Source organism: Streptomyces sp. NPDC028368 (assembly GCF_055565615.1).
Genome location: NZ_JBVHTY010000032.1, coordinates 21,878 through 35,287 on the forward strand (window position 1 = coordinate 21,878; position 13,410 = coordinate 35,287).

Here is a 13,410-nt window from a genome sequence, read left to right on the forward strand (position 1 = left end):
GAAGGGAAGGGCATGGGAGTCTTCGACAGCCTGGCTCCCGCGTTGGGCCGCAGCCGTCGTGACCGCTCGACGAGGGGCAGGCGCAGGGACACAAGCGAACATGACCACGACCGCCGTCGGCGCCGGGACCGGCGCCACGACCGGGACCATGGCCACCACGACAGGGACCATGGAGGGAGGTACTGAGCACTCGTCGTGTCTGCCAGCGGCCGGGCTTCCCGCCCGGCCGCATCGGTCGGTGAGGCGACATGAACAGCGCACGGCCAGACGCTCCCTCCCGCGGTGCCGCCCGAGGCGAAGGCGTGGGCAAGGAGAACGCGCGCACGGGCAAGGCGAAAGCGCGTGCTTCCGTGACGAGCCGCCTGACACGTACGGTGCGGCGGTTGCTGTCCGTCACCGAGGGCCCCGAGGGCGTGGACACAATCGTCGACGCCGCTCCGCCGGTGGCTCTGCACGACATCTTCCGGCGCTTTTGGCCGTACACGCGTGGCGGCCGGCGCTGGCTGGTGGTGATCTTGGCGTTCGTCGTGCTGGGGCCCGTCGTCGACGCGGCCGAGATCTGGCTTTTCAAGATCGTCATTGACGACATGCTGGTCCCGCGCAACCTGCACCTCTTCCTGCCGATCGCTCTCGCCTACCTGGGGCTCACGTTCTTCGCCGCAGTTCTCGCCTTCGCCGACGAGGTGACCTCGACCTGGGTCAGCGAACGGTTCCTGCTCGCCCTGCGGTCCGATCTGTTCCGCCACGTCGAAGGGCTGTCACTCGGTTTCTTCGAGCGGCGGCGGCTCGGTGATGTGCTCTCCCGTGTGACCGGTGACGTCGACGCGGTCGAGACCTTCCTGCTCTCCGGGATCGTGGACGCGCTCGCACAGGTGATGCGACTGGGTGTCTTCCTCGGCGTGCTGTTCTTCCTGCGGTGGGACCTGACGGTCCTCGCTCTCGTCATTGCTCCCCTGTTCTGGATCACCGCCCGGCGCTTTTCCCGGCGGGTGAAGGCCGCATCGCGGGAGCGGCGGCGCCGCAGCGGCTCGATCAGCGCGATCACCGAAGAGGCCCTGGGCAACATCGTCCTCGTGCAGGCGTACAACCGGCAGCCGTGGGAGCACGGCCGGTTCGAGCGCGAGAACCTCGGCCGGTTCCGGGCCGCCATGGCATCCGCACGCATCAGCGCCGTGTATGCAACGGTCGTCGACGTCATCGAGCTGGCCGGCGCGCTGCTGGTGATGGGCCTGGGCACCTGGGAACTGACCCGAGGCAACCTCACCCTGGGCGGCCTGATGGTTTTCCTCACCCTGCTCAGCAGCCTCTACAGCCCTATCCGCTCCCTATCCGGCCTCAGCAACACCTTCTACTCGGCGTCCGCATCCGCGGAGCGGATCATCGAGCTGCTCGACCAGCGGCCCCAGGTCGTCCAGGCCGTGACCCCCCGGAAGCTCGGTCATACCCGCGGTGAGATCGAGTTCGACGACATCTCCTTCCGCTACCCGGGGACCACCCGGCCCGCCCTCTCGGGGGTCTCGTTCAGCGTGTCGCCCGGCGAGACACTGGCACTTGTGGGGGCGAGCGGTGCCGGGAAGTCGACCGCCGCCAAGCTGCTGCTGCGCTTCTACGACCCGGACCACGGAACCATCCGCCTCGACGGGAACGATCTTTGCGACCTGCGCCTGGACGACCTACGGGACAACGTCGCCATGCTGCTCCAGGAGACCCTGGTCTTCCACGGCACCGTCCGCGACAACATCGCCTACGGCCGCCCTGACGCGAGCGACGAAGAGATCGTCGCGGCGGCCCGCGCCGCGGACGCACACGGCTTCATCAGCCAACTTCCCCAAAGCTACGACACCGTAGTGGGCCAGCGCGGCCGGCTGCTCTCCGGCGGACAACGGCAGCGCATCGCCATCGCCCGCGCCATGATCCGTGCCGCGCCCCTGCTCATCCTCGACGAGCCGACCACCGGCCTCGACGCGGAATCAGGCCGGCGCATCCTGCAGCCACTGCGCCTGCTGATGAGCGGGCGCACGACGATCCTCATCTCCCACAACCTGCTCACCGTCCGCGACGCCACCCAGATCGTGCTTCTCGACCGCGGCCGCATCGCCGACCGCGGCACGCACGACCAGCTGCTCACCCGCAGCGCAGCGTATGCCCGGCTCTACCGGCTGCACGGGCCTGACGACACGTCGAGGGCCGAGGCGCTGTCATGAGCCGTACCGAACTCCTCCAGCCACCACCGCTGGCGGCCGGAACGGCGGTCGCCCCGCGTTATGAGGTCCTCGCGCACCTGTGCCGTACCACCTGGCTGGACCTCTACGACGCCTGGAGCCAGGAGCGGCAGTGCCGGTGCGTGGTGAAGGTGGTGCGCCCGGACCGGCGAGGCGAGCAGTGGCTGCGCGAGAAGCTGCTGCAAGAGGGCCGCTGGCTCCAGACCTTCACCCACCCGCACCTGGTCCGCGGCTACGAGACGGGCGAAACCCCGGAAACCTTCGTGGTGTTGGAGACGCTCACCGGGGAAACCCTGTCGCACCTCATCGACCGCCGACGGCGCCGTCTGGCCGCCCACGACCTCGCCCTCCTCGGCCTGCACCTGTGCTCGGCGCTTCACTACCTGCACGGTAAGGGCCTGCTGCACCTGGACCTGAAGCCGTCCAACATCGTGGTCGGGTGCCGGCGCGCGAAGCTGCTCGACCTGAGCATCGCCCGCCCACCCGGCCCCGCCCCGCCGGGCATCGGCACCTTCTGCTACCTCGCCCCCGAGCAGGCCCGCGGCGGGATGCTCACCCCCGCGGCCGATGTCTGGGGAATCGGCATCACGCTGTACGAGGCCGCCACCGGCGACGTGCCCTTCGACGACGGCGAGACCCATGACGAGAGCGGAACTGAGGCCCAGGACGCCGAGGACTACCGGTATCCACGGTTCGACCGCTATCCGCAGCTCGACGAACGCGCCCCGTCCGTCAGAACTCGCCGGCGCCTTCCGCACGCCCTCACCGCGACGATCGACAGCTGCCTCGCCCCCGACCCGGGCGCCCGGCCGACACTCGCCCAACTCGCGGCAGCACTCGATGAGTTGCTGCCCCAAGGCCGACGCGTGGCAAAAGTCGGCTGAGTGAGCGAGCGCGCTGCTGGAGGCGCGCCGTCACCTGCACGCGCCACACGTACGGGGGTGACCATGAACCGATCACGACGGCTCCGTCACGCTGGGTGTGCGGGCGGCCGCGGCTCAGGGACGGGGCGGTGGCACCGCGGGAGAATGGGTGCGTGGTCTTCCGTAAGCGTCAGGCAATCCCCTGGCCGGGGCGGACCGTACGTAAGGGTATGCAGAGGTTGCAGCTCCCGGTCGGACGCATCCCGGACGAGGCGCTGCTGGCTGGTCTGGCCACGGGCGACCCGGAGCTCGCCGTCACGTTCGTACGGCGCTTCCAGCACAGGGTCTTCGGCGTGGCCATCGCGGTCACCCGCGATCCGCAGCTCGCCGAGGACATCGCCCAGCAGACGTTCGAGCGTGCGTGGCGGCACGCGCAGATCTACGACGCGCGCCGCGGATCGGTGACGGCCTGGCTGACGACCATCGCGCACAACCTCGCCATCGACGCCGTCCGGACGCGTCGGCCGGAGCCGGTGGCCCCCGAAGACCTCGACGCGCTCCTGGGCGCGGTGACCGACACCCCCGAGCAGCAGGCGCTGGCCGACGAGGCGTCGTCCGCCCTGCGGGCCGCCGTGGCGCAGCTGCCGGGCGAACAGGGCCGCGCCCTGGTGATGGCGGGCATCTACGGGATGACGGCTCAGCAGGTCGCCGACTGGGAGCACATCCCTCTGGGCACCGCCAAGACACGGATCAGGACCGCGATGGGAAAGCTGCGGACCGCTCTCACCGCGCCGGATCCCCCGCATCCGCATCCCGCATCCGCGCATCCCGGAAAACCGAACTCCGCGTCTCCGCATCCCACGAATCCGCACCCCGCGTCTCCGAAGCGAGGCGACCATGAATGACGACCTGACCTGCGAACAGCTGCACGAGACCGGCGCCGAGCTGGCACTGGGCGTGCTCTCGGGCCGGGAACGGGCTGAGGCGGCCGCCCATCTGGATCGCTGCGCGGACTGCCGGGAGTACGTCGAGCAGCTCGTCCTGGTCGGCGACGGGCTGCTCGGCCTCCTGCCCGGCAGCGAGCCGCCGGCCGGCTTCGAAGGCCGGGTGGCGCGGCGGCTGACCCAGGCCCAGGCTGCGCGCGACGGACACGAGACCGCGCGCGGTTTCGGACTCCGGCACGCGGGGTTCCGCAGAGGCCTACGGCTGCGGGTCGCGTCTGCCGCGGCCGTGCTCGCGCTCGGCTTCGGTTTCGGCGGCTGGGCCCTCGGCTCGGCCATCGAAAACGTGACGGCCGGCCCTGCACGGCCCGTCCAGGTCGGGGCGGCGGGGGTGCTGAATGCGCAACTGACCGGAGCCGGTACGGCGCATCGGCAACCGGCCGGTGACATCTATGCCCATCCCGGGTCACCGGGCTGGGTGTTCATGTCCGTCGATCTCGCCGCATCCGGAACTCCGTACAGCGGGAAGGTCACCTGCGTGCTGGAGCGTACCGACGGCACAACCGTCCGACTCGGCACCTTCGACCTGCACCACGGGGACGGCTACTGGGGCGGCCCGGCCCCCGTCCATCCCGCCACGCTCGCCGGTGCCCGTCTGACCTCGTCGGACGGCCGCGTCCTTGCCACCGCGCACTTCGCTGCGCGGTGATCACCGCGTACCGATCACGGGAAGAGCCGGCCGGAATGGCCTGATGGCACCTGGGGTGAGGATGCGAGATCCGGACGTCCAACGGCCGCCCGCTGCTGCTGGATCTCACCGGGACCGCCGTGGCCGCGAAGACGGCACAGCCTCTGACCCACCTCACTCCCGCCGCGTTTCTCGGTGGACCTGTCACCATCCTGATACCTCCTCAGGACCCAAGGGCGGGTAGATCTCCGGTTGATGCCACGTCCGGATCCGTCCGAGGAGAACCACCGATGAGCGCACAGCCACAGCCGCAGCCCCAGTCGCAGCCGGAGCTCTCGTACGCGAGCGGGGTCGCCCAAGGCCCGCTGCTCGGCCGCACCATCGGCGCCGATCTCGCCCGCACCATCGCCCGCTTCGGCGACCGCGAGGCACTGGTCGAGGCGGCGACCGGCCGCCGCTGGACGTACCGGGAACTGGGCCGCGCGGTCGACGAGGTCGCCCTGGGGCTGCTGGCCAAGGGGGTCGGCAAGGGCGACCGGGTCGGGATCTGGTCGCCCAACTGCGCCGAGTGGGTCCTCATCCAGTACGCCACCGCCAAGATCGGCGCCATTCTCGTCAACGTCAACCCGGCCTACCGCGTCCATGAGCTGGCGTATGTCCTCCAGCAGGCCGCCATCGCGGTCCTGGTCTCCGCCGTGCACCACAAGAGCAGCGACTACCGCAGGATGACCGAGCAGGTACGGGCCGACTGCCCGGCGCTGCGCGATGTCGTCTACATCGGTGACCGGACCTGGGACGGACTGCTGGCCGCCGGCGCCACCGTCCCGCACACCCGCCTCGCCGAGTCCGAAGCGACCCTGACCGCCGACGACCCGGTCAACATCCAGTACACCTCCGGCACCACCGGCTTCCCCAAGGGCGCCACGCTCTCCCACCACAACATCCTCAACAACGGCTTCTGGGTGGGCGAGACGGTTGGCTACACCGAACACGACCGGGTGTGTCTGCCGGTGCCCTTCTACCACTGTTTCGGCATGGTCATGGGCAACCTGGGCGCCACCTCGCACGGCGCCTGCATCGTCATCCCGGCCCCCGCCTTCGACGCCGCCGCCACGCTCCAGGCGGTCCAGGACGAGCGCTGCACCTCGCTCTACGGCGTTCCCACCATGTTCATCGCCGAGCTCAACCACCCCGACTTCGCCACCTATGACCTGTCGTCCCTGCGCACCGGGATCATGGCGGGCTCCCCGTGCCCCGAGGAGGTCATGAAACGCGTCGTCACCGAGATGCACATGGCCGAGGTCTCCATCTGCTACGGGATGACCGAGACCTCCCCGGTCTCCACCCAGACCCGCCGCGACGACGACCTCGAGCACCGCACGGCCACGGTCGGCCGGGTGCTGCCGCACATCGAGGTCAAGGTCGCCGACCCCGCGACCGGCGTGACCGTACCGCGCGGCACGCCCGGCGAGCTGTGCACCCGCGGCTACAGCGTGATGCTCGGCTACTGGGAGGAGCCCGAGCGCACCGCCGAGGTGATCGATGCGGCCCGCTGGATGCACACCGGCGATCTCGCGGTGATGAACGACGACGGGTACGTACGGATCGTCGGCCGGATCAAAGACATGATCATCCGGGGCGGCGAGAACGTCTATCCGCGCGAGATCGAGGAATTCCTCTACTCCCACCCCAAGATCGCCGACGTCCAGGTCGTCGGCGTCCCGGACGAGAAGTACGGCGAGGAAATCGCCGCCTGCGTCGTCCTCCGCGACCCCGAAGACCCCCTCACCCGCGAGGAGCTGGCCCGCTACTGCCGCTCCCGGCTCGCGCACTACAAGGTGCCGCGCCATCTCGACATCGTCGACGCGTTCCCGATGACGGTCAGCGGCAAGGTCCGCAAGATCGAGCTGAGGGAGCGGCTGGCGAGGGAACTGGGGGCGGTGCGCTAGGGCCGGCAGAGCTCCGCGGGTGCACCGTTGCGGGGGATGTCCTCGTCCAGCAGCCGGGCCCAGACCGGACGTCGGCCGGGTGCGCGGGAGGCCATCTCGCGGGCCAGGGTGTCCGGCCGGGCTTCGACGCCGGCGTAGGGGGCGCGCCACCAGCCGGGCAGATGGTCATAGGCGCGGTCGACGGCCAGGGAGTCGGCCGTGACCTGCACCCGGATGTGCATCCAGCGGCCGGATCCGCCCTCGGCGTCGTCGGATCCGGCGTCGGCCTGCCGCAGGTCACCCAGCAGCGCGGACACCTCCTCGCCGAGCCGTTTGCCCTGCTCGTCGTGGAAACCGTCGGCGCGGTACAGGTTGCCGGCGTCGGCGCCGTCGACGAAGGCCGCGGTGAGCGCACACCGTCCGTCTTCCGCGGGGTGGTGGGCGCGCAGCCATGCCGCCAGCCGCTCCAGGGCGGCGCTCTCGGCGGGTACCTCGCGAGGCAGCTCGTCGGCCGCGCGCATCGCGACGGCGATCACTCCCGCGTACTGCTCCGGCAGGTCACACGGCACCCGGCGGCCCGCCGGCTCTCCGCGGCCGGCGGGCAGCTGCGGCCGTCTGACGCCGCGCGCGGCCGCCGCCCGCGCCTCGTCCGTCCCCATGCGCCGCACCTCCGCCGCGTCCGCGCCGTCCTCGGCCAGCGCGTCGAGGACGGTCCGCACCTCGGCGTCGTCGGCGGGGACCATGCTGCTCAGGCCGTCGTCACGCAGGCCGTCGGGGTACGGGGCGCGGCCCCATGCCCCGTCCGCCCACCAGTAGACGAAGCCGATGCTCTCTTCGCCGTTGATCAGCGCCGTCAGCCACTCCCAGGGCAGCCAGTCCGGGCCGCCGGCCAGCAGATCGGCGGGCGGGGCCAGGCCGACGCTGTCGCTGTAGTCGTTGTCGATGCCGTAGAGGACCGCGCGCCCGCCCTCGACCCAGGTCAGCGACCACCAGCCGTTGCCGACGTCCTCGGAGTGCAGACCGGCGTCGTCCACGCGGTAGTTGTACACGCGCAGCGGCCGCTCGGCGGCCCAGGCGGCGAGGGTGGCGCCGTGCGACCAGAGCACCTCCGGGGGCAGTGGCGCCTCGTTCGGTAGGTACCCCAGGTGGACCGGGACAGGGGCATTCGGGCCACGCGCCGCGGCGAGCAGGGCGGGGAGCTGGGGCGGCCAGAGCGGGTCGGGGGAGCCGGCCAGTTCGGCCGGGGTCCACCAGCGGCCGTGCAGGATCTTGTCGGCGGCGTGCGCGGCGGCCACGCCGTCGGCCGGCTCGCGACGCGGCCCGTGCGCGAGGTAAATGTGCTCGCGCTGGCGTACGGGCACGCCGATGGGGGTGCCCTCGGTGTATGGGGGTCCCCCCTGTGCGAGCGGAGTCGAGAGCTCGGGGGAGCGGTCGGGAGCTTGGGAGAGCGTGAAATCGTGCTCCCAGGTGCACAGCAACGGGCCCGGCTCCAGGTCACTCCAGCCGGTCTCCTCGCGCAGTTCGCGCCGGGCGCCCTCGCGCGGGCTCTCGCCGGGGTCCAGTCCGCCGCCGGGCATCGCCCAGTGGACGCCGACCTCTTCGTTGTCGTATCGGAAGAGGTAGACCGCACCGTCGGAATCGAGTACGGCAACGCGCGCTGCCTGGCGAGGTGTTCGCATGCGGTCACCCTAACGGGGGCGCTGGCCTGGCTTGTTTCGTTCGCACAAGACCCCTGCGGGGCCCGGCCCCCCGTAGGGTGCCGTCGGCGCGATCATGACAGGATTCAAGCCAAGGGCCAGGCCGTTTCGCGCCGATGACGCCCTCATCCCAAACCACCCGTCAACCACCGAAAGAAACGGAACTCCATGACGCGTATTGCTCGTTGGGCGACCGCAGCAGCTGCCGTGGTTGCTTCTCTGGGGGCCTTCGCCGCCCCCGCCCACGCCGTCGGGCCCGACGCCTCCGGCGGCTACTCCACCGAGGTGCTCACCGCGGGCTGCGGGAGCGGCGTCGATCCCGGGGCCACCCAGCGGCTGGCGATCGACGCCGACAACGCCGCCGCCTACTACCGCTGCAACCCGTCCACCGGCGGAGCGGCGGAGCAGCAGGCGCGAGTGACCTGTGCCCCCGGCGCCTACTTCGACTGGACGCGCGGTATCTGCGGTCCGGCGCGTACGGTGCCCGAGATGGGCACCCGGCTGACCGCGGGGACCGCCAAGCTGTCCCCGGTGTCCTTGGCGGCCGGGCAGCTCAGCGATCTGCACGCCTCCCTGGTCCGGGACCGTGACAACGGCCCGCAGGACGCCATCTGGAACGCGACCATCACCTTCAAGGACGGCGCGGGCAAGGTCCTGTGTGTGGCCAGGACCGACACCGCCGGCCGGGCCTCGTGTGACGCGAAGCGGCCGCTGTCCACCGTCGCTGCGGTGCTGGGCGGCTACACCGCCGAGTACGCCGGCAACGGCAGCGTGAACGGCACGTTCAACACCCTCGCCCCCGCCACCGCACAGGGCGGCGTGCGATAAGTCCCGCCCTCGGCGTGCCGAGACCTGCCGCTCAGCGCCTGCTTTCCCCCGGCCAGTCCAGGAGGAGGCGCTGGGCGCGCGGGAGGGCGGCGACGATCAGGTCGTAGGAGTCCTCGATCATGTCGAGGACCAGCCGGTCGGGGAGTTCACCGTCCAGCGACACGGTGTTCCAGTGCCGCTTGTTGAGGTGATAGCCGGGCACCACCTCGGGATGCGCCGCGCGCAGCCGCTCGGCCAGGTCCGGCTCGCACTTGAGGCTCACGGTGAGCGGGGTGGCCGTCAGCGTCGTCAGCGCGAAGATCTTGCCACCGACCTTGAAGGTCGACACGTCCGGGTGCCGGGGGAACGGGAATTCCTCGCTCGCGCCATGGAAGCCCAGGCAGACGGTCCGGAGCGCGTTCGCGTCGATCATCTCCCCATTATCTCCCGCACGTACCTTCGCCCCGCCCGGCGGGACGCCGCATACACACCCGCGGCCACCGGTCCAGGCCACGCCGCGCCTCGTCGGCCCGGATGACCCGCAGCCCCGGGGTCAGTTCGTCGTCGGCGAGCACCCGGAACCCCAGGCGCTCGTAGTACGGCGCGTTCCACGGCACCTCGGCGAATGTGGTCAGGGTCAGCGCGGCCGCCTCCCGGCGGTCCCTTCCCCATTGCCTCAAGGGCATGGGAGGTACCCCCATCGCGCGGTCGATCAGGGCCCGGCCAATGCCGCGGCGGGCATGGCCGGGATGCACCGAGACCTGCTCGATGTGTGTACATCCGTCGACCGGCTCCCAGAGCAGATAGCCCATCGGCCGCCCGTGGACACCCCCTTGCGCCGGATCCTCGTAGGCGGCCAGCGCCCGCCCCTCCCGCTGATACACCGTCAACTCCTCGACGGGCAGCGGTTCGTCCTCCGCGATCGAGGCCATGCCCAGGGCATGGAACGCTTCCCCTGCGGCCCTCTCGATCTCGCGGAGGGCGGGCAGTTCGGCGAGGCCGGGGACGCTGGTGATCATCCGGCCAGTGTCGCCGGTTCCGCCGCGCGGGGCGAACCGATTTCGGCGGCCGCGAAGGCGCCGTCCCGCAGCACACCAGGAGACCGCTGACGCCGCCGGGCGATGCCGGGCAGCGGGTGGTGATCTTCCACGCCGCGCCCGGCTCGCCGTCGGCCGGCGCCCTCCGGCTGCTCACGGCAACCTCCCGGGCCCGGGTCAGCGTCCCGCCGCGCCGTACTTGATCAGTTCGTCGGCCGGGTCGTTGACCGGCTGCGGGGTGCCGGTGAGGTCCATGACGAACAGCGGGAGGTGCAGCTCGTCGGCGCGGGCACGGGCGTCGCGGGCATAGCCGGCCAGCGAGAAGAAGACGGCTATGGCCGAGTCGTTGAGACCGTTGAGCCAGACGCATTCGATCTCGCGGAGCTTGGTGGACCGGGTCGTCGGGTCGACCTGCGCCACCACCCCGCTGCCCCGCAGGTCCACGCCGGCGGCGGTGCGCTCCTGGGTGCGGGTGACGTCCGTGAAGCCCAGCCACTTCAGATACTGCGCGGCGGCGGTGACGCAGTCCCGGGCCGTACGGATGGTGACCGGCCGGAACGCGGGCCGCAGCACGGCGGGCCGCGGGCTCGGTGCGGCCGTCGGACGGACAGCGGCGGCGCCCGGGGTGCCGGGATCCGGCAGGTCGAGCGAGGACGGCGAGGGCAGGGGCGCGGGGACCACCGGGACGCGTACGACCGTGCCGCAGGCGCAGCCCGTCTCCGGCGCCGGCCACTCGTCCAGCCGCCCGCAGACTTCGCACCGGACCTCCACCCAGGAGGCTTGCCAGGTGCGATGGAGTATCTCGACCGGGACACCGCCGCGCAGTACGGGCATGGTCAGCGGCGCGCCGCAGGCGCACGGGAAGGTGGGCGGGGTGAAGGCGTTCTCGCGGCGGCACGTGGGGCACCGCACCGGCACGCTGTCGGCCATATGCGCTCCTGGCAGGTAGGGCGGCAGACGGACGGGGCTGCCGCTGCCGTCCATGGTCTCTCCAAAGCGGGGCGCAGGAGGCCGAAACGAGAGGAGAGTCGCAGGCGGGGCGGGGAACGGGGGAACGGGCGAACGCAAGACCGGGGATCGGGGATCGGGGATCGCCGGCAGGGGAGTACGCGAAGGAATACGCGAAGGAACGCACGAGGGGCCCGGAATCCGTGACCGTACGGATTCCGGGCCCCTCGTGGGTGGTGCCCGCCCGGCAGCGCGAGAGTTGGGCGCGACAGGACATCGCACCACCGGACGGAGTCTGTGGTCCCACAGGACGGAGGCTGTGGGGTGGAGGCAGGAGGCGGGCTCCGCGGCGGGGGAGCGGCTCGCCCTCCCTATCGGGCGAGCACTGCCACCGCACTGGTAATTCCCCGGGTGCCGCGGAGCACCGCGCTACCTCTCCGTACCGGTCGACCACCCCTCAACGGGCCGACCGGTACGGATGCGCAAGGAGGCTGACCTCCCGTCAGTCCTCGCGCAGCTCGCGGACCTTGGCCTCGACGCGCTTGCCGTAGTCCTGGTCGGCGGCGTGGAAGTGGGCGAGGTTCTTCTCGATCACATCGTCGCGGCTGACCTGGGAGAGACCGCCGGCGATGTTGCCGACCAGACGGTTCTTCTCGTCCTCCGACATCAGGCGGTAGAGCTCACCGGCCTGGAAGAAGTCGTCGTCCTTGGTGTGCGCCGGGGCCTCGTGGGTGCCGACGTGGCCGGAGACGGCGAGCGGCGCGGAGAGCGGCTCGTTCGTCTGCACCGGGCCGCTGTACGAGTTGGGCTCGTAGTTCTTCGTGTGCCGGCCGTAGGCGTTGGCGGCCATCAGGCCGTCCCGGCCGTAGTTGTTGGCCTGCGTCGCCTTGGGGGCGTTCACCGGCAGCTGGGTGTGGTTGACGCCCAGGCGGTAGCGGTGCGCGTCGGCGTAGGCGAACAGCCGGCCCTGGAGCATCTTGTCCGGGGACGGGCCGATGCCGGGCACGAAGTTGTTCGGGGAGAAGGCCGACTGCTCGACCTCGGCGAACACATTGTCCGGGTTGCGGTCCAGGACCAGGCGGCCCACCCGCTGCAGCGGGTAGTCGCTGTGCGGCCAGACCTTGGTCAGGTCGAACGGGTTGAAGCGGTAGTTGGCCGCCTCGGCCGCCGGCATGATCTGCACGTACAGGGTCCAGGAGGGGTAGACACCCCGCTCGATGGACTGCAGCAGGTCGGTCTGGTGGCTGTTGGGGTCCTTGCCCGCGAGCTCGGCGCCCTGCTCGGCGCTCAGGCAGCGGATGCCCTGGTTCGTCTTGAAGTGGTACTTGACGAAGAAGGCCTCGCCCTCGGCGTTCGTCCACTGGTAGGTGTGCGAGCCGTAGCCGTTCATGTGGCGGTAGGAGGCCGGGATGCCGCGGTCGCCCATGAGCCAGGTGATCTGGTGGGTGGCCTCGGGGGCGTGCGCCCAGAAGTCCCAGACGTTGTCCGGCTCCTGCTTGCCCGTGAAGGGGTCGCGCTTCTGCGAGTGGATGAAGTCGGGGAACTTGATCGGGTCCTTGATGAAGAACACCGGGGTGTTGTTGCCGACGAGGTCGTAGTTGCCCTCTTCGGTGTAGAACTTCAGGGCGAACCCGCGCGGGTCACGGGCCGCGTCCGGGCCGCCGAGGTTGTCGGCGACGGTCGAGAAGCGGATGAACGTCTCGGTGCGCTTGCCGACGGTGTTGAGGAAGTCGGCCCGGGTGAACCCGGTGACGTCGTCGGTCACCTCGAAGTAGCCGTACGCGCCGGAGCCGCGGGCGTGCACGACACGCTCCGGGATGCGCTCGCGGTTGAAGCGGGCGAGCTTCTCCAGCAGGTGCTGGTCCTGGAGGATGATCGGGCCGCCGACGCCGGCGGTGGCGGAGTTCTGGTTGTCGGCGACCGGGGCGCCGGACTCGGTCGTCAGCGTGGGCTTCGACATGGTGACCTTCCGTACGAGAGCGCGGAATTGGCTTCCGCATGTCGGAGCGTAAGAACTGCTCCGACCAAACGTCAACAGTTTGTTGAAATGCAGCGTGGATTTAAACGCGACAAGGGGTGGGTGTTCCGGGCGACGGCCGTGCCTGGGCGCGACAGGACAGGTGTCAGCGCGGCCGCCGCCCGGAAACTTGGGGTGCGGGACCTGGGAATTACGGGTCCCGGAGACGTCTCAGCTTTCGGTGGTGTGGCCGGAGAGGCGTTCGACGCCGCGGAGGAGGGCGGAGTGGTCGAGGTTGCCGTCGCCCTGGGCGCGGAGGGAG

The 13,410-nt window shown here is 70.9% G+C and carries 10 protein-coding genes and 1 pseudogene; 6 read left to right on the forward strand and 5 right to left on the reverse strand.

Going from position 1 to position 13,410, the window contains the following annotated elements; translation table 11 throughout:
* Positions 1-350 precede the first annotated feature (350 nt).
* From ACZ4S3_RS39350 to ACZ4S3_RS39370, 5 genes are all read left to right on the forward strand, one after another.
* Positions 351-2,204 (forward strand): ABC transporter ATP-binding protein, encoded by a 1,854-nt coding sequence (locus ACZ4S3_RS39350; protein ID WP_467943475.1) that lies wholly within the window; start codon positions 351-353, stop codon positions 2,202-2,204.
* Positions 2,201-3,106: a serine/threonine-protein kinase gene (locus ACZ4S3_RS39355; protein WP_467943477.1), complete on the forward strand. Its 906-nt coding sequence runs from the start codon at positions 2,201-2,203 to the stop codon at positions 3,104-3,106. The genes ACZ4S3_RS39350 and ACZ4S3_RS39355 overlap by 4 nt, the downstream gene beginning before the upstream one ends.
* A gap of 209 nt (positions 3,107-3,315) precedes the next feature.
* Complete coding sequence (locus tag ACZ4S3_RS39360) at positions 3,316-3,990, forward strand: RNA polymerase sigma factor (RefSeq protein WP_467943479.1); 675 nt, start codon at positions 3,316-3,318, stop codon at positions 3,988-3,990.
* A complete protein-coding gene (locus ACZ4S3_RS39365; protein WP_467943480.1) occupies positions 3,983-4,735 on the forward strand; it encodes a hypothetical protein in 753 nt (250 codons plus the stop codon). The genes ACZ4S3_RS39360 and ACZ4S3_RS39365 overlap by 8 nt, the downstream gene beginning before the upstream one ends.
* Positions 4,736-5,004: 269 nt before the next feature.
* Positions 5,005-6,663 carry an AMP-binding protein gene (locus ACZ4S3_RS39370; RefSeq protein WP_467943482.1) on the forward strand — a complete coding sequence of 553 codons (1,659 nt, stop codon included), beginning with the start codon at positions 5,005-5,007 and terminating at the stop codon, positions 6,661-6,663.
* 1,109 nt (positions 6,664-7,772) lie between these two features.
* Here the strand turns inward: ACZ4S3_RS39370 and ACZ4S3_RS39375 are convergent.
* Positions 7,773-8,321 (reverse strand): annotated as a pseudogene (locus tag ACZ4S3_RS39375) (NUDIX hydrolase); the annotation flags it as partial.
* A 186-nt stretch (positions 8,322-8,507) separates the two neighbouring features.
* Here ACZ4S3_RS39375 and ACZ4S3_RS39380 point away from each other — a divergent pair.
* The gene (locus ACZ4S3_RS39380) at positions 8,508-9,167 is read left to right on the forward strand and encodes a hypothetical protein (RefSeq protein WP_467943483.1); all 660 of its coding nucleotides are present in this window, start codon (positions 8,508-8,510) and stop codon (positions 9,165-9,167) included.
* 31 nt (positions 9,168-9,198) lie between these two features.
* Here the strand turns inward: ACZ4S3_RS39380 and ACZ4S3_RS39385 are convergent, their stop codons facing one another.
* From ACZ4S3_RS39385 to ACZ4S3_RS39400, 4 genes are all read right to left on the reverse strand, one after another.
* Entirely contained in the window at positions 9,199-9,579 is a 381-nt protein-coding gene (locus ACZ4S3_RS39385) for an MmcQ/YjbR family DNA-binding protein (RefSeq protein WP_467943485.1), read from the reverse strand.
* A gap of 7 nt (positions 9,580-9,586) precedes the next feature.
* Positions 9,587-10,165, reverse strand: a complete 579-nt coding sequence (locus tag ACZ4S3_RS39390) for a GNAT family N-acetyltransferase (RefSeq protein WP_467943487.1) — start codon at positions 10,163-10,165, stop codon at positions 9,587-9,589.
* A 195-nt stretch (positions 10,166-10,360) separates the two neighbouring features.
* The gene (locus ACZ4S3_RS39395; RefSeq protein WP_467943489.1) at positions 10,361-11,113 is read right to left on the reverse strand and encodes a hypothetical protein; all 753 of its coding nucleotides are present in this window, start codon (positions 11,111-11,113) and stop codon (positions 10,361-10,363) included.
* A gap of 520 nt (positions 11,114-11,633) precedes the next feature.
* Positions 11,634-13,091, reverse strand: a complete 1,458-nt coding sequence (locus ACZ4S3_RS39400) for a catalase (RefSeq protein WP_467943491.1) — start codon at positions 13,089-13,091, stop codon at positions 11,634-11,636.
* Positions 13,092-13,410 lie beyond the last annotated feature (319 nt).